Consider the following 24,965-nt stretch of genomic DNA (forward strand, 5'->3'; position numbering starts at 1 on the left):
AGGTGTCCGAATAACACCAATGAGGGTAATAATAATGATGAAGCGCAATATTCTTGCAGTAGTAATCCCAGCATTGTTAGTAGCTGGCGCAGCTAATGCAGCAGAAATCTACAACAAAGACGGCAACAAACTTGACCTGTACGGTAAAGTTGACGCGCGTCACCAGTTCTCTGATGCCAAAAGCCAAGACGGTGACGAATCTTATGTTCGTTTCGGCTTCAAAGGTGAAACCCAAATTACCGACCAACTGACCGGTTACGGCCAGTGGGAATATAACGTTCAGGCTAACAACGCTGAAGCTCAAGGCGACAAAGGCAACAAAACTCGTCTGGGCTTTGCTGGTCTGAAATTTGCTGAGTTCGGTTCATTCGACTACGGCCGTAACTACGGCGTAATCTATGACGTCAACGCATGGACTGACATGCTGCCAGTGTTCGGTGGTGATTCAATCTCCAACTCTGACAACTACATGACTGGCCGTTCAACTGGTCTGGCAACTTACCGTAACACCAACTTCTTCGGTATGGTTGATGGCCTGAACTTTGCCCTGCAATACCAAGGCAAAAACGAAACTAGCCGTGAAGGCCTGCTGGCTACTCAGAACGGTGACGGCTTCGGTATCTCTTCTACTTATGATATCGGTTACGGCGTAAACTTCGGTGCTGGCTTCTCTACAGCTAACCGTACCACCGCTCAGAAAAATGCTCACCTGAATAACGTAACATTTGCTGAAGGCGATAAAGCTCAAGCATGGAACGTTGGTGCTAAATACGACGCAAACAACGTATACTTGGCTGTAATGTATGCTGAAACTCAAAACATGACTCCATTTGGCGACGATTCAGTTGCTAACAAGACTCGTGACATTGAAATCACTGCACAGTACCAGTTCGACTTCGGTCTGCGTCCATCCCTGGGCTATGTTCAGTCCAAAGGTAAGGATCTGAACAACGCAACTGATGACAACCATGACCTGTTGAAATATGTTTCTGTAGGTTCTTACTACTACTTCAACAAAAACATGTCTACCTATGTTGATTACAAAATCAACTTGCTGGACGAAGACAACTTCACTCGTGCAAACAACTTGATGACTGATGACGTTGTTGGTGTTGGCTTGGTTTACCAGTTCTAAGTCAAACTTAATCAAGCAGTTTATCTGCTGACGTAAGTTAAAAAAAGACAGGGCCTCGGCTCTGTCTTTTTGTTTGCAGCAAAGATAGGGATATTCCGCTGTTGATAGCACTATTGCACCGATTTTTCACCCCGAATTCCTCCACCTCACAACATTCATTTCTTTTTCTCGCAAACGGTTGGCAAAGGCCGCAACTGGCGCTACCCTGAGGGTTCTGTTTGCTTAACGCTAAGCCATGGAAGCCTCTGACATGTTTGAAGAAATCAAAGCTGCACCTGCCGACCCTATTCTGGGCCTGACCGATATTTTCCGCGCGGATGACCGCCCTAATAAAATCAACCTGGGGATCGGTGTCTACAAAGACGAAACCGGGAAGACGCCGGTGCTGACCAGCGTAAAAAAAGCTGAGCAGTATTTGCTGGAAAATGAAGTAACCAAAAATTATTTGGGTATTGATGGCCTGCCTGTTTTCGCCAGCTGTACTCAGGAACTGTTATTTGGTGCCAATAGCGCAATCATTACGGACAAACGAGCACGTACTGCTCAAACCCCGGGTGGTACTGGCGGGTTACGTATTGCTGCTGATTTTATCGCACACAACACCAACGCCAAACGTGTCTGGGTCAGTAATCCAAGTTGGCCAAATCATAAAAACATCTTCGCTGCCGCAGGGTTAGAAGTTGTTGAGTATGCCTATTATGACGCGGCAAACCATGCATTGGACTTCGATGGGCTAATTAACAGCCTGTCAGAGGCTGGTGCTGGCGATGTCGTGCTGTTCCATGGCTGCTGCCATAACCCAACAGGTATTGACCCAACAGAAGCCCAGTGGAGCCAATTAGCCGAGCTGTCTGTTGCTAAAGGTTGGTTGCCGCTGTTTGACTTCGCTTATCAAGGTTTTGCTAAAGGTTTGGAAGAAGATGCTCAGGGCTTGCGTCTTTTCGCCGCAACGCATAAAGAATTGATTGTTTGTAGCTCTTATTCCAAAAACTTTGGCCTGTATAATGAGCGTGTTGGGGCTTGTACTGTTGTTGCCGCTAATTCTGATGTCGCTGACACAGCATTTAGCCAAGTTAAAGCGGTTATCCGCGCTAACTACTCCAACCCACCCGCTCATGGTGCCTCAGTCGTTGCGACTATCCTAAGCACCCCTGCACTGCGCGATATTTGGGAACAAGAACTGACCGGAATGCGCCAACGCATTCATCGTATGCGCCAGTTGTTTGTAAATACGTTGCAGGAAAAAGGCGCGGCGCAAGATTTCAGTTTTATCATTAACCAGAATGGTATGTTCTCGTTTAGTGGCCTTACCAAAGAACAAGTATTACGTTTACGCGATGAGTTTGCTGTTTATGCAGTAAATTCTGGCCGTGTTAACGTAGCAGGTATGACGCCAGACAATATGGCTCCACTGTGTGAAGCTATCGTTGCCGTGCTCTAAATAAGTCATCATGACTTCGGCCGTAAAAGGCTATCTTTAACGTAATGTCAGTCAGTACGTTTTTGAAAACACAAAAGGCCGTAACGGATGACGTTGCGGCCTTTTTAACTGTTAACAGCAGTACGTAATATCTTGAGGGGCAAATAAAGGTAACAAAGGCACCTGATGTCGTGGCTACTCTGCTGTAAAATCAGGAGTTTATCAGCCGCTGGCGCCAAGATACCGTCAATATTAGCTGTTTTATGCTATTTCACATTTATGACAGCAACATTGAGCATCACCAAATTGCCGGTTCTTCACGTATGAACGGATTTGTCTGCCGTTCGTGGCCAAGGGTAGACATTGGGCCATGACCCGGAATAAACGTTATATCATCCCCCAAAGGCAATAACTTGGTTCGGATCGAATTAATGAGTTGCTGATGGTCACCGCGCGGAAAATCGCTGCGCCCAACACCACCATTAAAAATAACGTCACCCACCAATGCAAGTTGGCCTTGTTTATCAATAAAAACAATATGCCCCGGCGTGTGTCCCGGGCAATGCAATACTGATAATTCGGTTGCCCCAACAGTGATTTTATCACCTTCTTCAAGCCAGCGAGTCGGAGTAAAGGCCTCACACTCACTTAGCCCAAACATTTTGCTTTGCGCCGGTAGCCCTTCTAACCAAAACAAATCTTCTTTTTCTGGGCCATAGATAGGCACCTGAAAATGTTCAGCTAACTCAGCGGCAGCACCGACGTGATCCAGATGACCGTGAGTCAGTAGAATCTGACTCACTTTAACATCCTGACGTGCGACTTCAGCAATGATCTTAGCCGCATCACCACCAGGGTCAACCAGTGCCGCCTGCCCTGTCACTTCACACCAGATGAGCGTGCAGTTTTGGCTAAAGGCCGTCACCGGAATAATTTTATATTTCATAAAGCTCCAACCCCGATGCCATTTTCAATATCCCCAACACTTTTCAAGCCGTAGTTGCATCCTGAAATCTGGCGGGTATTGACTAAAGCATTGGCAGAAAAATGCATGTTACCAGGTTCGTACCGGCCCAGTATCAATATGCACAAAGTTACTGCGAGGGTAATATCCTACACCACCTGCGCGCATTTTTAATGCCGCTTTACGAATATTACTCAATTGAATGCCTTCAATATGAAAATCCATCGCCTGCCCTTTGGTATGATAGCTGTGCTTTGCTACACCTCGGCTGCGTCCGCGTAGTTCATTATTGGTATCAATTGAACGATAACCTGACAGGAGCTGTACCGGTTTAGTGGTACCAAGGAAGCCTTGTAAGCGGTATAGCTGGTCAAAAAGGCGCGGATCGATGCTTTTAACTTTATTAGCCCGGTAATCGCGAAATAGATGGTTTAAGCGAGAAAGTTCATCTTTGTTATAACCTCGACCATCGAAGAATTCGGCTTTTATAGACTCACCTGTATTCAGGTTATTCAGGGTCAAGATCCGTGGGCGAGGAGTAGAAAGGGTGGCAAATGCGTACCCTGGAAGCAGCGAAAGACCCAGCGCTGCCCCGCCTAACGTTAGCCATCTACGGCGATAATTATCAATTTTATCCATGATCTCTGTTAATACCTGGCAAGAATGTCAAAAGTAAACACTATATAATGTGCAATCCCGAACCATAACCGCCTACGGAAAACCAGTCAACCCGCATTCGGCACGCATTCAGCGTACGTTTAGATTCAGGGATAGGATGCTCATTGCTGAGCATCCACAAAATAGCCCGATATTAAGACCATTAGTTATTGAGTTTTACTGCATTTATTGCAGCAAAAGTTCTGCCTGTTGGGAGATTTGTGAACCTGATCTCACCGCCATATCATAATTGTAAATGTCTGTTCTAAACTGAGGTTTGCCATCCTCTGCGACCCATGCGGTCAGGTAATACAATTGTACCGGGACACGTTCACGAATATTAACGTACGTCGTGCTCCCCTGTTTCAGGGTCGACGAAACCCGCGCATCATTCCACCCCACATCCTGCAATAACATATTGGCTAAATCAGAGGCTTTATTCACACGAACACAACCTGAGCTCAAGGCACGGATATCTTTCTGGAACAATCCATGATTAGGTGTGTCATGTAAATAGATGGCATCAGAACTTGGCATATTGAACTTGAAGCGCCCTAAAGAATTACTGGCACCGGGTTCCTGGCGTAGACGGTATGGGAAGTGATTAGGTGAAATCATGCTCCAATCGATCATTTCCGGATCAACGACTTCAGCATCATTGTTCCAGCCGGACAATACCGTATATCCGTGGCGTTGGAAGTAACTGGAATCATATCGCGCCTTCGGCAGAATATCCTGACGAATCAAAGAGGTTGGCACATTCCAAGGTGGATTAACTACCACATTATTCAGCGCACTGCTCATCAGCGGTGTTTTACGGCTCGGGCGGCCAACAATCACTCTGGATGAGAGCACCTGCTCACCATTCTTATAATAGTTCAGCGAATAGTTTGGAATGTTAACCATAATGCCGTTATCCACCCGCCCCGGCAAAATACGTAAGCGCTGAATATTCAATGCTAATAATGTTGCCCGTGTTTGTGGAGAAACATTCAGCCACTCGCGAGTACGAGCGCCAATAATTCCGTCATCACTCAGCCCATGCCACAGCTGAAAACGTTTGACGGCTTCCACTAGCTCTGGCGTGTAAACATTGTCGGTCACTGTAGCAGTACTCGTCGGTGCCGCGGGCGCAATCGCCTCCCCAGCTATTGGTTCATCAGCAACAGGAGCCGCAGATGGGCTAACAACCAGGCTATGAGCTTGAGAGCGACTTTTCTCTTCATCCACAGAGAGGTCATCATTAACCGCCGCAATCGTCGGATTATCTTCTGGGATAGTTTCAGCGGTTTTTACTGGCGCGCCATCAACGGGGTGCAACATGCCCGTTCTGTCGAGAATTTCTCGCAGAGCCGGAATATCGTCACTTAGCTGACCTGGACGTAAACTCGGGCCATTCGCCATGAGTGGCCAAGGACGCCTATCCGCCAGCATGTGTTTCAGCGCCTGATGCATTTTTTCATATTGCGGATGCTGAGGAGCCAATGACGCCAGATAAGGCGCAGTCGTCCCTTCGTGTACCGCCTGCTGCCAGCGATTTAATATCGTGGCGGGCGGCATAGCCATCTTGTATGGCACATTGCTGTAGAGCCAGACACTGCCATTAGCGCCGACACCAGAGATAAAATGCAAATATCCCAGCATGGCATCAGACAGCACCACATCACGCGCCAATCCCTTAATTTCAGGATCACTGAGCCATTTAACCCATTGCATAAATTGTGGTTGAATACCGGAGAGCGCCACTTCCGCCAATTGTTGTTGGAAATGCTGAACTGCGGCGCGGTCTTGCCACATAGGTTGCATTTGATTCGCGGCATAAAGCAGCGCTAATTCAGCAGAATAAAGCGGAGTGACATTTTTTGGCAATGCCGCCAATAGCTGAGAACGGCTTTGAGCAACCGTCATGCTCTTTGCCGGTGATGACATTGCTGACGATGACGCTACCGGCATCACCGGTGCCGTGGCCGATACGGTAAATATTGGCGTCAAGCCGCAAATTAAAGCGCAGTATAACGCCAACGCGCGTTGCGGATTTCTTCTCTCTACTGACATTCTATGCCCCCGGTATGCTTGTCTGAATACGTCATAGTCTGTCATTACCTCTCTTCCCTGAAGTCGTCGCATGCTCGCGGCATTGTCCCGAAGATTGACGGGTACCCACTCAGCATAATCCGTTCGTTAACAGCAACACCCCAATCCAGGGGATTAATATTATTATATAAACAGAAATGCCATTAAGTGGTTAATAATATAAATTTAACCATTTACCTTACGCTAACAGATTTCATCTGCTTATAAAATATAACCCTCAGATGTTGCAACAAATAAAAATGACCGCATTCGCGGCCATTTAGTGTAATTAATTATTATTCCGTTCTTACTGAATGATAATTAACCAGGTTGTTGTTCCAGCGGCATTGAGGGCAATGTCGGAATTTCATTTGCAAAACCGCGCAGACCAACTACGTGTACATGCTCATGATTTTGGAACACTTTTCTCACCAGCTTATAGGTTGTCCCTTTTTCTGGACTGATATTTTCTGGCGCTGCAATAATTAATTGCATTTCCAGCCGTTCGCACAGCTCAAATAATGTTGCGATAGACTTCGCATCCAGACGGGCCGCTTCATCAAGGAATAATAAACGGCAAGGCGAAATATCTTTGCCGCGTAAACGCCGTGATTCCTCTTCCCAACTCTGCACAACCATCACCAGAATAGACATCCCGGTACCAATAGCTTCACCGGTTGACAATGCACCACTTTCGGCTCGCAACCAACCATCTGCACCGCGATAAACTTCCACTTCCAGCTCTAAATAATTACGGTAATCAAGTAGCTCTTCGCCGATGGTTTGCGGTAACCGTTGCCCCATATCCATTTGCGGATTCAAGCGCTGATACAGTTTTGCCAGCGCTTCTGAGAAGGTCAGGCGGTTACTGTTGAACAAATCCTGATGCTGCTCTTGCTGTTCGGATAACACATCGAGCAAGGTTGCATGGGCTTCGCGCATATTCACATTCAGCCGCACACTTTTCACCTGCCCGAAGGAAACAGCTTGCAACCCCTGATTCAGCATCCGGATACGATTTTGTTCGCGCTGAATGGTTTTACGGATGATATTCGACACACTTTTAGAACTGATTGCCAACTTCTGCTCACGGGCGGTCAACTCTTCCGTCAGGCGGCCCAGTTCAATTTCCATTTGTTCAATGGCTTCGACCGGGTCATCAGTACGGATAATATCCTGACGGATACGTTCACGCAGATGTTGATACACCGCAATATAGAACTGAATCTTGCGTTCCGGCCGTTTTGGATCTTCTGACAATCGCAGCACATCGCGCAAATGTTCATTATCAGCCACCGCCAGACGCAATGCCCCCAAGGCCTTATCCGACATTGAGCGCAGCTCATCGCCATCCATATAAGCCAGCTCGCGGCGATGCAAACGGCGCTCAACGCCATTGTCTTTCACCATCCGCATTACCGCACACCAACCGGCTTTAGCATTAACGACTTGCTCGCGGACTTGGTGATAATCCCGCTCCAACTTACGCAATTTCTTTTGCAAGCTGTCCATCTCGGCTTCACAGAAAGTCAGCTGTTTTTCCAACTGATTACGTCGTGAACGGTTGGTACTCAATGCCGCGTGCAATTCATCACGACGTGTGCGGGCGCGGGCTTCTGCATTGGCATCCGCTTGAACACCAATATCCACCAGCTCCTGGCTCAATTCCTTGAGCATGTCGCGCTTGGCATCATAAGAACTTTTAAGTGAAGCCAACACCTGATTGTACTGGGTAAATTGCGCCTGATATTGACGCAATTGCTCACGGGCACGGGTTCGTTCAGCCTCGGCCTGCTCTAAACGCTGGCGCAGTTTATCGTTAAGATCCGAGTTTTCAGTCAACATACCGGCAGAGTCGGTATAGCTAAAGTGGGCACGGCGCTGCACCACTTCAATCAAGGCAAAAGCTTGCTGCTTAGCCTGGCGCTGGCTGTTCTGTGCCAGTTGGTAGTTTTCCTGCAACTGTTCGTGTTGCTGTGGATCACTTTGCAGTACCGCCAAGAGAGGCTCAAGTTTGGTCAGCGCAGCACCGTGTTTCTGAATATGACGTGCCGCGTCTTGAGCTTCCGCCAGCTCTTCGGTGATTTCTTCGACACGGTCAGTCAACGTGTCGTCAAGAAGCAAAGAGACCAGTGGAATCAGTCGGTTAAGGGCTGAAATCCCCTCTTTTGCCTGTTCAAATTGCTGACGTTGCTGTTGATTTTGGTCTTCATGCGCATTTAGAGCGCGCTCAATTTCACCACGGCGCGTATTCAGCAAACGCATTTCTGCTTCGGGATCTGAATCAAATGCGACGGCCAGATGCGAACCAATAAAACGGCTGAATGCTTGATGCAAGCGCTGAGTTTTTTGCACATCAAATGACAAGGTCGCATAGCGCTCGGCCAAACTGTCGCGCTCTTGATACAGCGATTCCAGCCGGTTTTCACGGGCAGCACGCCCAAACAGTGGCACTTCTGGATAGCGGGAATAACGCCATTGGCGATCGGCAATTTTCACTACCACCGCTTTTTCATGCTCTTCGACGGCAAATACGCTGTCATCAAATGACTGCGGATCCCCCTCGATGAGATACAGATCTTCTGGGCAATCTTCCAGCCCTAGCAGTTGCTCACGCACCAATGACAAGTCTGGCACCACAATGCCGTGGCGTGATGGGCCGTATAATGCGGAAAAATAGGGCGCATCATCAATGGTGACATCGTCATAAATTTCAGACAACAGCACACCACCAAAACGTTCCGCCAATGCTATCATCCGCGCATCTTCAGCCCCGCTTGGTTGGCTCAAACGCTCGATTTGTGCATCAATACCACGTTTGGTCGCTGCCACTTCATCGCGCTCGACGGTGGTTTCACGTTCGCGCTCCAGCAACTGTTGCATGTACTCAGTCACTTGGCGGCTGTCTTCCAGCGTCTCACCACTTTGCTCACTGAGTTGGCTTAAAGCATCCTGCGCGGCCAGCCAAACCGGAGCACGCGCGGTCAGTTCCTGAATTTTCTGTTTCAGTTGTTCCAGTTCCTGACGCATTTCCATGCGCCGTTCACCGGCATCACTAACACTCAGCGAAAGCTCTTCAACCTGTGATTCCAGCTCGCGCTGCAATTCTTCCAGCTCTTCTGGTTGATAAGCCTGCCCTTGGCGTTTGCAAAATTCCTGCAACAAACGTTCGGCATCTTGCTGGGCGCGCAAACGCTGTTCCAGTTCAGACAGGCGCATGCGCAATGGTTGAACCCGTTCGGCCAAATGCTGCTGAGAAGGCCAATCACGTAATAATTCACGGGCCGTTTGCCAGGCCTCACTACGACTGACCTGACCGGCAATGGTCACCACCAGTTGATAAGCTTGTTCGAATTGGCTGTGTGCCGCATCGGCGACACTCAATTTTTGTTCAAGCTGCAGTAATGATTCGGTGGCTTCTTGTTCTTTGGCCTGGAAAGTTTCCAGCCAATCTTCGGCGTTATCTGCGGTTAATTCTGGCAACTGACACAGCGCGCGCGCACGTTCCAGCGCCTGTAAGGCTTGCTGATATTGAATGGCGCGGGTCTGCTGCACATCCAGTGCTTGCTGATAATCGGCCAGCTGGCTTTTCAGTTCATCCACTTCCAGCTCGGCCGCCTCGGCACGAGCTTCGTTATCAGCTTGCTGCTCACTTGACTCGGCAACAACTTCATTTTGCTCTTCCAGCCGGTAAGTCAGCTCTTCCAAATCGCTTTGATAACGCTCTATTTTTTCCTGCTGGCGCATCGCCGTCTGAACCAAACTCAGATGATCACTGGCCGCCTGGTAGTCGGTTTCAAGATCAGATTCCGCCCCACTTTGCTCAGCAAGTTCACGGGACATTTCCACATGTCGATATTGCTCGGTAACCAGCTGCTTACGGCTCGTCAGCAAATCGCGGCGCAATACCAAGGCATTATCAAGATGAATACGACGCTCATTGGCATGGCGCATATAGTCAGCTGCAACATAAGAAGTTGCTTCTGAAATCAAATGCTTAAATAGGTCACGGTCAGATTGGGTAACTCGGATAGCCTCGAGCGTCATGCGGTTTTCGCGTAACGCGGCTTCCATATCCTGGAAAGCTTTCCGCACCCCGCTGTTTTCTGGCAATAAATAATCGCGCAGTGAGCGGGTAATGGCGCTGGAGATACCGCCATACAAGGAGGCTTCAATCAGACGATAGAATTTGCTGCGATCGGAAGAAGAACGTAAACGTTTAGGAATCACACCTAAATCAAACATTAAGGAGTGATAATCGGTGATGGAGTTAAATTGCTTGAACTGCACCCCTTCCATGGCTTCAACGCGATCTTTCAGCTCTTGCAATGACAACACGCGCGCCTGGCGCTCCCCCACCACTTCGGTGAGGATCTCGGTCGGCTGAATGGCGGTTGGCAGGCCTTGAATAGTAAAAGGCTTAATATCAACTTTACGATCACGGCCAGCAACTTGTTGCAGGCGCACCCCGACAACCACCCGTTGGTGGCGCGAGTTGACCACATCTAAGGTTGAATAACACACGCCAGCACGCAATTTACCGTGCAAACCTTTATCACGGGAACCACTGGTTGCCCCAGCTTCGGTGGTGTTACGAAAATGCAGCAGTGTCAGGTCGGGGATCAATGCGGTGACGAAAGCCGCCATAGCAGTCGATTTACCGGCACCATTGCCACCGGATAATGTGGTGACCAACTCATCAAGATCGAATGTCCGGGCAAAGAAACCATTCCAGTTAACTAGGGTCAATGAGCGAAATTTACCGCGTTCAATCATTCCTGTTCATCCTCTGCACTGTCCGTTGCATTTCCCATAGTGATATCGGCTTCATCGCTTTCATCATGGAGTGACAGACTATTCTCTACCGCCATGGCTTCGCCATCACGAATCATGCGTAGCTGGGCTTCGCGCGGGTCATCGCCACTGCGTACATCGGCACCAAAGCGGAATACCGCCTCAGTGATACGAAACTTGCTGCTGTCGTTGCCCATAAAGTAAATCATACCCAAGCGGCGCAGCCGGTTAAGTGAGGTTCTCACTTTTTCCTGCAACTTTTGCTTATCCAAATCTGAACCGGTCGAGCGCTGGTTAACGAACTTCAGCAATTTGCTCTCATCGGCCAGACTCAGTAGCTCTTCGTATAACTCATGCTGGGCAAAAATACCTTCATGGGCCAAACGCTCGGGGCTGAGATACAAATAACAAAGAATTTTGCCGACCATCATATCCAACTCAGATAACACCGAGCGCGGGATAAAGGTGGTAGAGCGCGGGCGCAGATAGAAGAAACCTTCCGGTGCGCGGATTAATTCTACGTTATAGCGGGTATAAAACTCTTCAAGTTGTTCCTGAAAGTCCATCAGGAAAGCATGATTATCCAGCTCATCAATACCGATATGACGGCCAGAACGAAGCTGGCTATCGAGTGCCGGAAACAATGAGTTGGCCAATGCCTGAGCCAGTTTAACCGGCATTACTACTTCAATATTTGTTGATGACATGTGCCTGCACCTTGGCTCCGTAATCATTGATTGCCAACCATTCAGCTGGTAATCCTGAGAAATCGGCTTCGGCCACACCAAGGCGAACTGCCTGGTCGACCAGGATACGAGCCACGTCGAAATGACGAGCACGCGGATATTGCACGAGGTAATCGCGCATCACTTCCCCCAAATTAAGCGGCAATTTTTGCTCTCTATAGACCAGCAATGCCTGCTCGATCATGGCGGCCAACTGCTCACGGATTTCATTGAATTCTTCGAATTCCAAATCCGGTGGCAATTCCCCTGTAACTTCTTCACTACGCAGCGTCAGTTCTTCATCGCGCATATCCAGCAAGCGATCAGCATTGGCGTAGGTGAGAGCCCAAGGATTATCAAAATAGTTCTGTACTGACTGACGTAACCGTTGGGCAAATACTCGGTTTTTATCCATATCAATTGCAGTACGAATAAACTTGTGGACGTGGCGGTCATAACCAATCCACAAGTCGATGGCCTGCTGCCCCCAACTGATAATACGGTCAAGTTTATTTTGTAAATCAAAGACTAGCTTATCAACCAGTTCAAGGCCGGCATTACCGATGGTGGCTTCCTGAATGCGCAATAAATTCGCCTGAAGTTTATCACCCGCCGCTTCCAACGTGTCTTGTAGTTCTCGAAGCGTACCGGAGGTTTCTGACAGCAACATTTCACAACTGGCAATAGCCGCACGCCAGTCCTGGTTCAGCAGCGCCGCGATATCTTCTTTCACGCTATGCTGCTGTTCATCCATCAAGCGCTGTGTCAAATCGATGCTGTCAAAGATTTCAGCAACTGAATATTTGAGCGGGGCAAATACGTTCCGGTGCCAGTGAAATTCGTCACCGCCCTCTTCTGCCGCTTGTGCCGCCCGGTGCAGCTCTTGTGCCACAACCGACAATTGCATCGACAACCGCAGAGTGGAAAACTCGCGCTGGCGAATATAATAATCTGTGATGCCAATGCCCAATGGAGTCAGGCGGTAAATAGCATTACCGTCAGCCAGCTCACTGGTAAAGCGGTTCAGTAAACGCTGGCGCACCATGTCATTGATAGCATTATTGGCACGCACCGCCACGGTTTCAGTGGTCTGTTCAAAACCTTTGCTGACATGACGAAATGCATCGATCAACTCCCCTTCGCTCATTTCGCCATCCAGCCGCTCACCGTTTAAGGTGGCAATCGCCATAAGAAAGGCCAGACGCTCCGTTGGCAGAGTAATCGAAAAGTCATTTTTTCGCGCCCAGGCGACCAGTTCGGGTACTGTCTGGGAAAATTCACTCATAATGGGTCCTTCAGATTCGGCTTAAACGCCATGACATGCACGTAGCGCCCCAAGCTGATAAAAGGCTCCTGCCGGCAATAGCGCTGTTCCAACGCCAATAATTCAGCAAACTCATCGACTTGTTGCTGTTTATTTTTCATATAATCGTGAAACACCCGGACTCCCGTCTTACCGCTAATGGATAACCCCATTTGCTCAAGCCAACTGTATACCGTCGGCGGGTCTAAAGGGTATTGCGGTGACAACGAGCGCTGCCGACGCCTTTTGACACCGGGGATAGCTAACTGAAAGTTACCTAATACCGCATTGCGCATCACCAGCCCATTGGCATTGAAAAACATCAATGAAAGTGCGCCTCCGGGATTTAATGCATTAAAAAGTATTTGCAGAACTTCTTGAGGCTCTGCAATCCATTCTAAAACCGCATGGAACAATATCAGATCAACGGGCTGTTCTAAATGTTGGGTGATGTCCTGTGCTGCACTTTGTACAAATTGCATGTTGTGGCTCACACCTTTTTCGTGTGCCGCAACTTTGGCTCGCTGGATCATCTCAGCGGAAAGGTCACATAAGAGAACCTGATGGCCTAATGCGGCCAATTGGCAAGCCATTTGCCCCTCACCCCCCCCGCATCTAAAATTCGCAGTGGGCGTTGCGGTAACTGCGCTAATAGCTCGGTGATATCTTGCCAAACGACCGCCTGACGAATCATTCCCTTTGTCGTGCCGTAGATATTGCGGGAGAACTTCTCGGCAATATCATCGAAATTACGATCCTGCATGGACAATTGCTCCGCCATTGACACCCTTCGTACTTGGGCTACATCTATAACTATTGATTTACCGGCCTTGATAGAGACTCGCAAATCAATGGCTACAGCAAAAAGTATGACTACCAACCTGCTATTTTGGCACAGCCTGACTTAGAATAAATCTTCTTGGCCCGTAATCATTGTCAAATGCCGTTTTTTCAGCCAAAAGGTCTCTGATTTTATGCTTTTCACCCTAAAAAAGTTTGTTGGCGGTTTATTAATGCCACTGCCCTTGGTGCTCATCATAATGGCGCTGGCATTAATCTTATTGTGGTTTACTCGCTGGCAGAAAAGCGGCAAAACGCTTTTTGCATTAAGTTGGCTGATATTATTGCTTATTAGCCTGCAACCTGTTGCGGATCGCCTGTTATTGCCGCTGGAAAAACAGTATGCAACTTATCAGGGAAACGACCCGGTAGATTACATTGTTGTCCTTGGTGGCGGCTACACGTTTAATCCGAATTGGGCACCCAGTGCTAATTTATTTGCAAATAGTTTACCACGGGTCACTGAGGGGATTAGATTGTATCGCGCTCATCCTAACGCGAAGTTGGTGTTTACTGGCGGTGCTGCGCCCCACAACCAAAGCAGTGCAAAAACAGCGGCACAAGTTGCTGAAAGTTTAGGTGTTCCAGCGGAAGATATTATTGCCTTAGACCAGCCCAAAGATACCATTGAAGAAGCGGCTGCGGTGGCCAACTTAGTCGGTGATAAACCCTTTTTGTTGGTGACTTCTGCCAATCATTTACCACGAGCGATGAATTTTTTTGTCGCTAAGGGGCTAAATCCTATCCCGGCACCGGCCAATCAGCTCGCCATTACCACGCCTTTGCAAAGCTGGGAGCGAGCCATTCCGGCAGCCGTTTACTTAGGGCATTCCGAACGCTCCTGGTATGAAACTTTGGGGCTGATGTGGCAAAAATTAACCGCGAACAAAAATGACGAATAAGTCATTTCCATCAGGAAATAGCGCGGTGGCAAGATAAGAATATTAATCTAACCAGGGTAAGAGTTGCTGAGTCGCGTGGCTAAATAAAACACGATCCAAATTACCGGTGTGAATAAAACGTGAAACCAGCTCCCACAGGGTATAAAGCCAGCGGCGGGCGACAAAGGATTCAGAAACCGGTGCTTTAGTGAGATAGCGATAAAATAGCTGGCTCGGCATCCCCTCTTCACTAAGGCGGAATAAATCATACTCACGCGGTGCCCATAATATAGGGCCAGGATTAAGCATACCCAACAACTGGTCGCTACGCGGATCTTTTAGCATACTGCGCAAAGTGAGATTGCCATGAACCAGCACCGAACTGTCGTCAAAATCGGCGAAAAGTGCATTTAAGGATGCTCTGGCGCGATAAAGCACGGCGCGATCTTCCAGTGTCATTACCGGTGAATTGAGATTAGATAAGGTAGCCCACAGCACTTCAACCCGTTGCTGATACCAACTAAACCAATCATTTTCCTGTGTGCTATCCACATTACCGACACAGCCGTGGCTATCAATTCGGTGCCAGGCTAATACACCTTCAACTATTTGATCCATCAGCGCATTCCAGCGCTCACCTGTCCGAGTGGGTGCTTCTACTGAAACGCCACGTAAGCGCTCCATCAATAGAATTTCTTTATACGGGGATTGGTGAGTCATAACCAAACCATATACGGTCGGCAAGCGGATATCACCTTCGCGCGACAGCATTGATAGTTTGTAAGCCTCCTGCTGTGCTATTCCCTGACAGACATAACTCTTCGCCAACAGTGGGATGGCTTGTCCCTGCTGGTTATACATCGCATATAGGTGGGCATAAGGCTGCTCGCTGATGCGCTCAAGACGGGTAATAGATTCCCCGAGTACCACACTCAACTCAGCTTTTAGCTGTTCCATAAAAGACTATCCGATTATCTGACGAAGTAAGTTCTTTATAATGGGATGCCAAGCCGGATATTTCCAGAACACAGATCAAATAACATTAAGAATAAAAATTAAACAATCAGCGCAAAAATGGGATGGAATAAAAAAGAAGGGTACGCCAGGCCCGGGCGAGTCTGGCGTATAAATATAATAATTATTACTGGCTGAGCATAATAGCCCTAACCCGCTCTAAATCTTCTTGGGTATCAACCCCAACTGCAGGTACGGCTTTTGCCACTGCAACATGAATTTTTTCACCGTACCACAACACGCGAAGCTGTTCTAATAACTCTATTTGCTCAAGTTTACTCGGTGCCCAATTAACATAACGGCGAATAAAACCTGCGCGATAAGCATAAATACCAATATGACGTAAGAAACAATCACCAATGGTTTCTTTGGACTGAGCAAAACGTTCTCTGTCCCACGGAATGGCGGCTCGCGAGAAATACAGCGCATAACCCTGAGCATCCATCACCACTTTAACCGCGTTTGGATTAAAAGCTTCTTCGCTGCTTTCAATTGGCACGGCTAATGTCGCCATACCGGCACTAGATGCAGCCAGATTATCTGCCACCTGACGGATAATCACCGGGGGCACTAACGGCTCGTCACCTTGCACATTGACGATAATCTCATCATCGGCGAAACCATAATGCTGAATGACTTCTGCTAACCGCTCAGTACCGGACTGGTGATCCGCACGAGTCAGACAAACTTCGCCCCCTGCGGCCTCTACGGCTGCCACCACTTGTGGATGGTCGGTTGCCACAATCACTCGGGAAGCACCTGACGCCAACGCGCGCTCCATCACATGCACAACCATCGGCTTCCCTGCAATATCGGCCAGGGGTTTACCGGGTAAACGGGTTGAAGCATAGCGGGCGGGAATGATAGCGATAAAACTCATGCGTGCTTCTCATCAATTGACAGTGGACGGGCTTCGTTCTCTAACAATACCGGAATTCCATCGCGCACCGGATAAGCCAGATTGTCAGCTTTACATACCAGCTCAAGGTTTTCTTTATTGAAGTACAACTTACCGTTGCAGACCGGGCAGGCAACGATTTCGAGTAAACGGTGGTCCATACATCCTCCAGAATGGAGTTTAGCCAGCAGGAAAGTTGTCGAGGATACCATATCCGCCGATGCAGGTTAACTGCATCGATATCGTCATTTATATCCGCAACTGATAATAAATAATTATGTTAATCAGCATAAACATAAGTAAATACACCCGAGGATCGGAGTGGGGAATGTTAGTTTTGTTATTGATATGTTGAATATCGAGGAGTATCATTTCGTGACTGATATCACACAATTATGTAAATCGAGTAAGAAATGAAAGTATTCCATAAAATTATTGCGCTGTTTGCTAACTTCAGCAACTAAGCAACAGAAATACAAATAGAAGCACCTGCAAAATCGCCCGGCGACAATAAATTTGTCGAACAGAGGCAAAAAACTAACGGCTACCCTAGGGTAGCCGTTTGCTTAGAAAGCGATCACATCTGCTGCTGACGGCCCGTAAATACTACGATAAGTAGAAAATTCAACGTCCTGCCCTTCACTCAGTGATTTATTTTTGGTGTTGGCAATTGCAGTCTTATTAACATACACATCCAAACTACCATCGTGTGGAGAAATGAAACCGTAACCTTCAGATTGGTTGAACCATTTCACACGACCCATTTTTAACGTCATAATAAATTTCCTTTTACTGGGCATCCTAACAACTCATTTTTATTTATTGTTTAGATGCAGTTGCCCATCCTAAAGTTTTCTGATTAAACCTCTATGAGCTTGATTTTATGAAAAAACCCGCATCAGTGCGGGTTTTGAAATTTTGCTATCCGGATAGATGATTACTCTATCGACATCATCATTTTTCAAGATAATTCAAACATTATTTTGCTAAATTACAGAGCAATAACGTTTGCAGCAGCCGGCCCGCGCGGACTGTCTTGGATGGTGTACTCAACACGCTGGCCTTCAGCCAAAGTTTTGAAACCATCGGTTGCGATTGCGGAGAAGTGAACAAACACATCTTTACCGCCATCATGTTGTTCAATAAAACCAAAACCTTTAGCTTCGTTGAACCACTTAACTTGCCCCGTCTTCTTAGACATAACTTTTACCTTTACTATCAAATACAAATAAATCTGCCATAAGGCAATCTTCGCTATCAAGCATAGCGGGTCTGCATCAGAAACATTACTTATGGGAGTTACTTATCGGAGATACTAGAAGGTTCGTCTTTGAAGCGGCATCAAATGATAACGTTTTGGGAGGAACTGCTTGGCTTTACTCTCGTACACTCTTACACATAAATAGGTCTGTATCACAGGCCAGCGGCTATTTACTCATAAAACATATTACCATGCAATCTTTTTATCCACAGATAAGCATTAAATAACAGCATCAATGAGATATTGTGCATAAAAAACCAATATTCCCCACTGGTTACCCGCAAATTTATTGATATCAATCTAAAATAACAACTGAATATACCTATTCCATACACTCAATTACTCGGCTATTTAGGCCTTATTACTCGCCCGTTCTGGCTAACAGGAGCAACCTGATTATGACTCGCCAGCAATTTGTCCATCCCGATGAAATCCGCGCCAGATTCTCCAGTGCGATGTCGGATATGTATCAGGCCGAAGTCCCACTTTATGGGGCTTTATTGCAATTAGTTGCCGAAATTAACTACCACAGCATCGAAAAATCACCAGAATTGGCTCGCCATTTACGTCAAACGGGCGAAATTGATCGACTAAATATGGAACGGCATGGTGCTATCCGCGTGGGAACTGCCGCCGAATTGGCCACCTTACGCCGTTTATTTGCAGTCATGGGCATGATTCCAGTGGGATATTATGATTTGGCCCCCGCTGGGGTACCGGTGCATTCCACCGCATTTCGCGCAATACATGAAACCTCGTTGCAAATATGCCCTTTCAGAGTTTTCACCTCATTATTGCGTCTGGAGTTAATTGCACAACCCGAGCTAAGAAAGCAAGCGGCTGATATTCTTGCCAAAAGGAATATTTTTACCCCGCAGGCTATCGCGTTAATTGTCCAGCATGAAACTGCTGGCGGGCTAACCGAGCATGAGGCCGCTGAGTTTATCACTCAGGCTTTGGAGACATTTCGCTGGCATAATCAGGCGACAGTCAGTGCCGAGGTTTATCAGCAACTGCATGATAGCCATAGATTAATTGCGGATGTAGTCGCCTTCAAAGGCCCTCATATTAATCACCTAACACCGCGAACATTAGATATCGACGCCGTACAAACCGCAATGCCAGCGCATAATATTACCCCCAAAGCAGTTATCGAAGGGCCACCACCACGCCATTGCCCAATACTGCTGCGGCAAACCAGTTTCAAAGCATTGGAAGAAAAAGTTGCGTTTGTATCAACCGATGGGCAAATAGTTCACGGCCATCACACCGCCCGTTTCGGGGAAATTGAACAGCGGGGTGCGGCACTTACCGCAAAAGGCCGTAATCTTTATGACCGGTTGTTGCAGGCCGCCCAGGATGAATTGCAGGTTCCGGCGAATGAGAATAATGCCGCGCAATATAGGGCGATTCTCAGTAAGCAGTTTGACCAGTTCCCTGATAATTTCTCGGCAATGCGCAGTGAAAAACTCGCTTTTTTCCGTTATTTCCCCACCGAGAAAAGCCTCAATATTGCGGCTGCCTCAGTGCAAGAATTCACATTAGATGAACTGATTAGCGCCGGATTCATTCAGTATGAACCATTAGTATATGAGGATTTTTTGCCGGTCAGTGCCGCCGGTATTTTTCAGTCAAATTTAGGGGATAAGGGACAAAGTCATTTTACCGGACATTCCAGCCAACAGGATTTTCAGCGGGATTTGGGCACGGAGGTTATTGATGAATTGCAACTGTATGAAGAAACTCAGCAGCGCTCACTCGCCGCCTGCGCTCAAGCCCTTAAGCTTGCATCACTGAGTTTATAAATTAAATTATGGTTTATGGCGGGATAGCGCCTGAATTTTAACTAACAATTGTTCAGCCTGAACGGCGGGAAAATCGGCATCTACCGGTAAATACCACCAATTAGGCTGAGCAAAAGCTCGGCACTTCACGGCATCTTTTTCGGTCATCAGCAAAGTTTGTCGCTCTGAAGTGAGTGGGCTAAGTTGTGCTAACGAATAATCCTGATGATCTGCAAAGGCATATTCATTTTTAGGCTCAATACCCAACGTCTTCAACGTAGCAAAAAAACGCGGGGGATGGCCAATTCCCGCCATGGCAACAACATGTTGTAATTGCTGTGCGGGCAAGCGTTCGCCCGTAACCAAATTAACTGCATCTCGTGCCACCAATTGCATGGGTATCTCGCCAACTGCGGCGATGCCCCCATTGGTAATCACTGCGTCTACAGAACCTAATCGCCCTGCTCGCTCCCGCATTGGCCCCGCGGGTAGCCACCAACCATTACCAAAACGTCGAACACCATCAATGACGACCAACTCAAAATCGCGCTGCAAGGCATAATGTTGTAAACCGTCATCTGTAATGATGAAATCCAGTTCATGACATGCCAGTAAAGCTTTTACTGCTTCAGAACGTTTTGGCGAAACCGCAACTGGCGTGCCTGTTCGCTGAAAAATAAGCACGGGTTCATCACCGGCCTGAGCTGTGGTTATCTTATCGGTGAGTAGCAGCGGATATACATCAGACTTACCGCCATAACCACGGGACACAACACCAACACGGTAACCCTGGCGTTGTAACTGTTCTACTAGCCAAATAACAACCGGCGTTTTGCCATTACCACCAGCAGTAAGATTACCAACAATAATAACGGGCACTGGGGCGCGCCAGGCTGAGCGCAACCCCAAAGTATAGCTGGCACGAATTAGCCAAGTTATTGCGCCATATAGCCAAGACAGTGGCAGCAGCAGTAAATACAGCCACGACTTTCCAGACCAAATACGCTCAATCATTGGCCAAACTGCATACGGTTAAGTTGGGCATAAGCGCCCTTTTTCGCCAGTAATTCTGCGTGGACACCGCGTTCGACAATTCGCCCATCTTCAATCACCAGGATCTCATCCGCTTTTTCAATGGTAGACAAACGATGGGCAATAACCAGTGAAGTCCGGTTTTTCTGCAACTGATCCAAAGCTGCTTGAATAGCCCGCTCAGATTCAGTATCCAGTGCCGAGGTTGCTTCATCCAGAATCAATATTGGGCAATCTCGCAATAAAGCACGCGCAATAGCAATACGCTGACGTTGGCCACCAGAAAGCATTACGCCATTTTCACCAATAACAGTGTCCAGGCCATTTTCCATTTTATTAATAAAGTCCATGGCGTACGCCATTCGGGCAGCTTCTTCAATTTGGGCCCGGCTGTAATGCTCATCGCGAGCATAAGCGATGTTATTAGCAACGGTGTCATTAAACAGATGAACATTTTGCGAGACCAACGCCACCTGATTACGTAAGGCACCCAGTCGATATTCGCGCAAGTCATGGCCATCCATTAATATGCTGCCTTCACTTACATCGTAAAAACGGGTGAGTAAGTTGGCGATAGTTGACTTACCTGAACCCGAACGCCCGACCAATGCCACGGTTTTACCTGCCTCAATATGCATATTGATATCGTTCAGTGCAGGGATATCTTTGCCCGGATAGTAAAACGTCACATGGCGGAATTCTATGTCACCTTTCGCGCGATCAACGTCCAATTTGCCTTCGTCTTTTTCCTGTTCCATATCCAGAATAGTGAATAACGTTTGGCAAGCTGCCATACCGCGCTGGAACTGCGCATTCACATTAGTCAATGATTTCAATGGGCGCATCAAAGCAATCATGGCGGAGAATACGACAGTAATAGTACCGGCAGTCAGCGTTTCCATCACACTTGGGAAGCTGGCAGCATAGAGCACAAATGCCAAGGCAAATGAGGCAATTAACTGAATAATGGGATCTGAAATGGAAGAGGCAGAAACCAGTTTCATCCCCTGTTGACGCATGCGATTACTCACTGCCTCAAAGCGCTCGGTTTCAACTTTCTGGCCACCAAAGATCAAAACTTCTTTATGCCCTTTCAGCATTTGCTCTGCACTGGTGGTAACTTCACCCATAGTGCTTTGCATATTTTTACTGATATTTCGAAAACGCTTAGAAACTAATCTGATAGAAATTGAAACGATGGGCGCGATGACGATTAAAATCAGCGACAATTGCCAGCTGTAATAAAACATCATGATAAACAAGCCGATAATTGAAGCACCTTCTCGCACGACGGTTACCAATGCGCCGGAAGAAGATGCCGCGACTTGCTCTGAGTCATAGGTTATGCGTGACAACAGCGTCCCGGTAGATTGCTGGTCAAAAAAGGAAACTGGCATTCCCATCATATGTCTAAATAACCTACGACGGATATGCATCACAACTTTGCCGGAGACCCATGAAATGCAATAGCTCGAAATAAAACCGGTAATACCACGAACCACCATCAAGCCGATCACGGCCAGAGGCATCCATTTTAAAATTGAGCTGTTCGCTTTACCAAAACCATCGTCCAATAATGGTTTCAATAATGACAACATAAAGGTGTCACTGGCGGCATTAAGGACTAATGCTACCGCCGCAACCGCAAGACCGGTCTTAAAAGGAGAGATCATTGGCCAGAGGCGACGAAACGTCTGCCAAGTGGATAGATCTTTATCATTCATCATTCAAATACCAGCACCAGAAGAAATAGCGGCCCATTCTACTCATTATGTCCTCCAACGCCAAATGACGGGTGATACCAACGTGGCATTAATTGTTCCCGATAGCCATTAATTTGCCAACTATCGTCGTAAAAATACACACTTAGTTGCCCAGAGACCGAAGTATCACGCCAAATAATGCTATTTTTTTGATAGCGTCTAATCACTTTTTTGGCTGGGAGATGCCATTGGCTATAGCGTGCAACTGAAGTCATAGCCAATTGCGGCTTCACTGCTCGCAAGAAAGGTGCGGTTGACGATGTATTGCTGCCATGATGCGGAACCTGCAACAATGTTGAGGCTAATTTGGTACGGAGCTGTGTAATCAATTGCCGCTCAGCTTTCATTTCAAGATCCCCGGTCAGCAATAAGCTGTATTTACCATCATCAATGCGAATAACACAGGAATCATCATTTTGGGCGTTAACTACCTGTCTTCCGGGCCACAAAACCTCAAAATTCAGCCCCTGCCACTGCCATGTATCTCCTTGCTTGCAGGACAATACATTCTCAACGCCCTTTACAGGGAAAGGGGCTCGAACTGTTGCTTGCGGATAAACCGACTGGAGTTCGGATAATCCTCCAGTATGATCCTGATGATCATGACTAAGAATAATTTGCTCAATGGTAATACCTCGCCAGCGTAAATAAGGCAAAATAACCATTGATGCCATACTGCCTGTAGCCCAGCGGTTACCGGTATCAAAGATAATTGCTTTTCCTCCGCGTTCGATGACCATAGCCAAACCATGCCCGATATCCAGCATATCAACGCGCCAACGATATTCATCACGCCGCTGAGTGAATAAGGCCAGATTAATGCACAGAACCATGACTCCAATGGGGTAATTACGCCACCATTGAAAACGCCAGATAAGCATGGCCAACCAACCACCATACCCCAGGGCAACTGAAGCGCTGCCGGTATATAACCACCCCGCGCTTAGATAATTAAGGGGCAAAAATACGGCAGTTAGCGACATATCAGCCAAAAACCAGAACGCAGAGGCAATAGCGGGAAGCAGCATAAAGATTAAAGCCAGCAAAACGCAGGGGACGGTAATCAGTGAAACTAGAGGTACTGCCCATAGATTTGCCGGTATTGAATATAAACTGATGCCATGAAACAGGCTAATTTGCAGCGGTATCAGCAACAACATCATGCCCAATTGCAAATGAAACCAACGAATAACCAGCCCGTACCAATTTGTGTTAAAACGCGGAGAAAGTGGCACCCAATAGAACCAGCATATCAGGCTAAAGACTGCAAGGCAGGAAAGCCAGAAACTGTCTGAAAGCACCGCGAGTGGGTCGCAAAGGAGAATCAGCGCCAAGGTCCATAACCACACTTGGCCTGCACTACACGACATCCCCATCAATCGAAGCAACAACCATAGTGTTAATGCTATGGCGGCCCTTACTGTGGGCGGATTAGCCCCTGCTAACCAAACATATAACATTGCCACAAACCAGCCAATCAACCAGGGGAACAATGGCCTCACCCAACTGACAGGAAGAAAAAACTGGATACATCGCGCTAATCCCCCACCAAAAAAAGCCGCCATAGCAATGTGCAAACCTGAAATTGCCATCAGATGCGCCGTGCCGGTATCACGTAACAGCACCCAAAGTTTAGTCTCAAGTTGCCGTCGCTCACCAAAAGCTAATGCTAACAATGTTTTGCGCTGCTCATAGGGTTCAAGTTGTTGTTCAACGCCCCGGATAACCTGCTGGCGAAAACTGCAACTTGCATCAAGCAATTGAGCTTTGATAACGCGTCCTTGTAACGGACGCCGATTGGCCATCGCCCAGCGCTGGCGATCAAAGCCACCTTCATTAAGCAAACTGTGCACTCCGCGCATTTTTAGTCGCAGTTTCCATTGTTGCCCGGCACAGTAATCAAGACCATTTTTCCACTCAGCCATCACGGCAATAGGGGCTAATATGCGCTTTCCATTAACTTGCTGAATGCTTATTAGAACCTTATTCGTTTCTACCCCTGTCAAATGGGCGCTTTTTATTATGCCGATAACTTGCTGTTCCTTTTGAGTCCATAGCTCAATTTGCTCTAACAGCTTATCTCCTTGCCAGCACCCCCATACAAAGCTAACCAGAGCTAACGTAAGCCACTGACAATAGATATTCCCACTTAGCCATAACACTGCCCCAAGTATGAGAGACATGCTAATAAGGGTCATGCCTGGTAGCTGAGGCAGGAATGCAAGAGGTAAAAGGCCAACTACAACAGCAACTGCGGCCTGGTCGGTTGATAGAATCATATTAAACCGTCCCTTTTATGATTCTCAGATAGCTTCAATGCCATCTAACACTTCAGTGTAATACGCTGATTTTCAGCCGCGAGAGTCAATAGCGCCAGTATCAAAAAGAGGAGTTCAGAGCCGGTTCGCGAACAGTTTTACC

Annotated in this window: 18 protein-coding genes and 1 pseudogene; 4 read left to right on the forward strand and 15 right to left on the reverse strand. The window is 47.5% G+C overall.

Going from position 1 to position 24,965, the window contains the following annotated elements; all coding sequences use genetic code 11:
* Nucleotides 1–37: 37 nt before the first annotated feature.
* Entirely contained in the window at nucleotides 38–1,135 is a 1,098-nt protein-coding gene (gene ompF / locus YROHD0001_RS15150; RefSeq protein WP_162484099.1) for a porin OmpF, read from the forward strand.
* Nucleotides 1,136–1,385: 250 nt separating this feature from the next.
* Nucleotides 1,386–2,576, forward strand: a complete 1,191-nt coding sequence (locus tag YROHD0001_RS15145; protein ID WP_032816001.1) for an amino acid aminotransferase — start codon at nucleotides 1,386–1,388, stop codon at nucleotides 2,574–2,576.
* A 277-nt stretch (nucleotides 2,577–2,853) separates the two neighbouring features.
* Here the strand turns inward: YROHD0001_RS15145 and YROHD0001_RS15140 are convergent, their stop codons facing one another.
* The 7 genes and pseudogenes from YROHD0001_RS15140 to cmoM form a co-directional block, all read right to left on the reverse strand.
* Nucleotides 2,854–3,501, reverse strand: a complete 648-nt coding sequence (locus YROHD0001_RS15140; protein ID WP_004713306.1) for an MBL fold metallo-hydrolase — start codon at nucleotides 3,499–3,501, stop codon at nucleotides 2,854–2,856.
* A gap of 108 nt (nucleotides 3,502–3,609) precedes the next feature.
* Nucleotides 3,610–4,158, reverse strand: coding sequence for a peptidoglycan L,D-endopeptidase MepK (gene mepK / locus YROHD0001_RS15135; protein WP_004713307.1), 549 nt, complete (start codon nucleotides 4,156–4,158; stop codon nucleotides 3,610–3,612).
* A 204-nt stretch (nucleotides 4,159–4,362) separates the two neighbouring features.
* Nucleotides 4,363–6,231: a L,D-transpeptidase gene (gene ldtD, locus YROHD0001_RS15130; protein ID WP_004713308.1), complete on the reverse strand. Its 1,869-nt coding sequence runs from the start codon at nucleotides 6,229–6,231 to the stop codon at nucleotides 4,363–4,365.
* Nucleotides 6,232–6,570: 339 nt separating this feature from the next.
* Entirely contained in the window at nucleotides 6,571–11,025 is a 4,455-nt protein-coding gene (mukB, locus tag YROHD0001_RS15125) for a chromosome partition protein MukB (RefSeq protein ID WP_032816002.1), read from the reverse strand.
* Entirely contained in the window at nucleotides 11,022–11,750 is a 729-nt protein-coding gene (gene mukE, locus YROHD0001_RS15120) for a chromosome partition protein MukE (RefSeq protein WP_032816003.1), read from the reverse strand. The genes mukB and mukE overlap by 4 nt, the downstream gene beginning before the upstream one ends.
* The gene (mukF, locus tag YROHD0001_RS15115; RefSeq protein ID WP_032816004.1) at nucleotides 11,731–13,053 is read right to left on the reverse strand and encodes a chromosome partition protein MukF; all 1,323 of its coding nucleotides are present in this window, start codon (nucleotides 13,051–13,053) and stop codon (nucleotides 11,731–11,733) included. The genes mukE and mukF overlap by 20 nt, the downstream gene beginning before the upstream one ends.
* A pseudogene (cmoM, locus tag YROHD0001_RS19240) lies at nucleotides 13,050–13,834 on the reverse strand (tRNA uridine 5-oxyacetic acid(34) methyltransferase CmoM). Before cmoM ends, mukF begins: the two are co-directional and overlap by 4 nt.
* A 211-nt stretch (nucleotides 13,835–14,045) precedes the next feature.
* Here cmoM and elyC point away from each other — a divergent pair.
* A complete protein-coding gene (gene elyC / locus YROHD0001_RS15110; protein ID WP_004713314.1) occupies nucleotides 14,046–14,813 on the forward strand; it encodes an envelope biogenesis factor ElyC in 768 nt (255 codons plus the stop codon).
* Between the two features lie 42 nt (nucleotides 14,814–14,855).
* Here elyC and YROHD0001_RS15105 read toward each other — a convergent pair whose 3' ends face one another.
* The 5 genes from YROHD0001_RS15105 to cspE form a co-directional block, all read right to left on the reverse strand.
* The gene (locus YROHD0001_RS15105) at nucleotides 14,856–15,749 is read right to left on the reverse strand and encodes a YcbJ family phosphotransferase (RefSeq protein ID WP_004713315.1); all 894 of its coding nucleotides are present in this window, start codon (nucleotides 15,747–15,749) and stop codon (nucleotides 14,856–14,858) included.
* 184 nt (nucleotides 15,750–15,933) lie between these two features.
* Nucleotides 15,934–16,686 (reverse strand): 3-deoxy-manno-octulosonate cytidylyltransferase, encoded by a 753-nt coding sequence (gene kdsB, locus YROHD0001_RS15100; protein ID WP_004713316.1) that lies wholly within the window; start codon nucleotides 16,684–16,686, stop codon nucleotides 15,934–15,936.
* Nucleotides 16,683–16,865 carry a Trm112 family protein gene (locus YROHD0001_RS0117245; RefSeq protein ID WP_004700032.1) on the reverse strand — a complete coding sequence of 61 codons (183 nt, stop codon included), beginning with the start codon at nucleotides 16,863–16,865 and terminating at the stop codon, nucleotides 16,683–16,685. Before YROHD0001_RS0117245 ends, kdsB begins: the two co-directional genes overlap by 4 nt.
* Nucleotides 16,866–17,270: 405 nt before the next feature.
* Nucleotides 17,271–17,480 carry a cold-shock protein gene (locus YROHD0001_RS0117250; protein ID WP_032816006.1) on the reverse strand — a complete coding sequence of 70 codons (210 nt, stop codon included), beginning with the start codon at nucleotides 17,478–17,480 and terminating at the stop codon, nucleotides 17,271–17,273.
* Nucleotides 17,481–17,695: 215 nt separating this feature from the next.
* On the reverse strand, nucleotides 17,696–17,905 hold the full coding sequence (gene cspE, locus YROHD0001_RS15095) for a transcription antiterminator/RNA stability regulator CspE (RefSeq protein WP_004713318.1): 210 nt from the start codon (nucleotides 17,903–17,905) through the stop codon (nucleotides 17,696–17,698).
* A gap of 458 nt (nucleotides 17,906–18,363) precedes the next feature.
* Here cspE and hglS point away from each other — a divergent pair, with 458 nt between their 5' ends.
* A complete protein-coding gene (gene hglS / locus YROHD0001_RS15090) occupies nucleotides 18,364–19,770 on the forward strand; it encodes a 2-oxoadipate dioxygenase/decarboxylase HglS (protein WP_004713320.1) in 1,407 nt (468 codons plus the stop codon).
* A gap of 6 nt (nucleotides 19,771–19,776) precedes the next feature.
* Here the strand turns inward: hglS and lpxK are convergent, their stop codons facing one another.
* Genes lpxK through YROHD0001_RS15075 form a run of 3 tightly spaced genes read right to left on the reverse strand, consistent with a single transcriptional unit; the run spans nucleotide 19,777 to nucleotide 24,823 of the window.
* Nucleotides 19,777–20,763: a tetraacyldisaccharide 4'-kinase gene (gene lpxK / locus YROHD0001_RS15085; protein ID WP_032816007.1), complete on the reverse strand. Its 987-nt coding sequence runs from the start codon at nucleotides 20,761–20,763 to the stop codon at nucleotides 19,777–19,779.
* Nucleotides 20,760–22,508, reverse strand: a complete 1,749-nt coding sequence (gene msbA, locus YROHD0001_RS15080) for a lipid A ABC transporter ATP-binding protein/permease MsbA (RefSeq protein ID WP_032816008.1) — start codon at nucleotides 22,506–22,508, stop codon at nucleotides 20,760–20,762. Before msbA ends, lpxK begins: the two co-directional genes overlap by 4 nt.
* A 35-nt stretch (nucleotides 22,509–22,543) precedes the next feature.
* The gene (locus YROHD0001_RS15075) at nucleotides 22,544–24,823 is read right to left on the reverse strand and encodes a ComEC family protein (protein ID WP_032816009.1); all 2,280 of its coding nucleotides are present in this window, start codon (nucleotides 24,821–24,823) and stop codon (nucleotides 22,544–22,546) included.
* Nucleotides 24,824–24,965 lie beyond the last annotated feature (142 nt).

The sequence above is a fragment of the Yersinia rohdei ATCC 43380 genome (assembly GCF_000173775.1).
Lineage (GTDB): Bacteria > Pseudomonadota > Gammaproteobacteria > Enterobacterales > Enterobacteriaceae > Yersinia > Yersinia rohdei.

What these genes read in the sequence shown, in the direction of transcription:
- YROHD0001_RS15105 (WP_004713315.1), bottom strand. Translation starts at nt 15,749, where the DNA reads ATGGAACAGCTAAAAGCTGAGTTGAGTGTGGTACTCGGGGAATCTATT.
- YROHD0001_RS0117245 (WP_004700032.1), bottom strand. Translation starts at nt 16,865, where the DNA reads ATGGACCACCGTTTACTCGAAATCGTTGCCTGCCCGGTCTGCAACGGT.
- cspE (WP_004713318.1), bottom strand. Translation starts at nt 17,905, where the DNA reads ATGTCTAAGAAGACGGGGCAAGTTAAGTGGTTCAACGAAGCTAAAGGT.
- YROHD0001_RS15140 (WP_004713306.1), bottom strand. Translation starts at nt 3,501, where the DNA reads ATGAAATATAAAATTATTCCGGTGACGGCCTTTAGCCAAAACTGCACG.
- ldtD (WP_004713308.1), bottom strand. Translation starts at nt 6,231, where the DNA reads ATGTCAGTAGAGAGAAGAAATCCGCAACGCGCGTTGGCGTTATACTGC.
- msbA (WP_032816008.1), bottom strand. Translation starts at nt 22,508, where the DNA reads ATGATGAATGATAAAGATCTATCCACTTGGCAGACGTTTCGTCGCCTC.
- mukE (WP_032816003.1), bottom strand. Translation starts at nt 11,750, where the DNA reads ATGTCATCAACAAATATTGAAGTAGTAATGCCGGTTAAACTGGCTCAG.
- mukB (WP_032816002.1), bottom strand. Translation starts at nt 11,025, where the DNA reads ATGATTGAACGCGGTAAATTTCGCTCATTGACCCTAGTTAACTGGAAT.
- mepK (WP_004713307.1), bottom strand. Translation starts at nt 4,158, where the DNA reads ATGGATAAAATTGATAATTATCGCCGTAGATGGCTAACGTTAGGCGGG.
- ompF (WP_162484099.1), top strand. Translation starts at nt 38, where the DNA reads ATGAAGCGCAATATTCTTGCAGTAGTAATCCCAGCATTGTTAGTAGCT.
- lpxK (WP_032816007.1), bottom strand. Translation starts at nt 20,763, where the DNA reads ATGATTGAGCGTATTTGGTCTGGAAAGTCGTGGCTGTATTTACTGCTG.
- YROHD0001_RS15145 (WP_032816001.1), top strand. Translation starts at nt 1,386, where the DNA reads ATGTTTGAAGAAATCAAAGCTGCACCTGCCGACCCTATTCTGGGCCTG.
- kdsB (WP_004713316.1), bottom strand. Translation starts at nt 16,686, where the DNA reads ATGAGTTTTATCGCTATCATTCCCGCCCGCTATGCTTCAACCCGTTTA.
- YROHD0001_RS0117250 (WP_032816006.1), bottom strand. Translation starts at nt 17,480, where the DNA reads ATGACGTTAAAAATGGGTCGTGTGAAATGGTTCAACCAATCTGAAGGT.
- elyC (WP_004713314.1), top strand. Translation starts at nt 14,046, where the DNA reads ATGCTTTTCACCCTAAAAAAGTTTGTTGGCGGTTTATTAATGCCACTG.
- YROHD0001_RS15075 (WP_032816009.1), bottom strand. Translation starts at nt 24,823, where the DNA reads ATGATTCTATCAACCGACCAGGCCGCAGTTGCTGTTGTAGTTGGCCTT.
- mukF (WP_032816004.1), bottom strand. Translation starts at nt 13,053, where the DNA reads ATGAGTGAATTTTCCCAGACAGTACCCGAACTGGTCGCCTGGGCGCGA.
- hglS (WP_004713320.1), top strand. Translation starts at nt 18,364, where the DNA reads ATGACTCGCCAGCAATTTGTCCATCCCGATGAAATCCGCGCCAGATTC.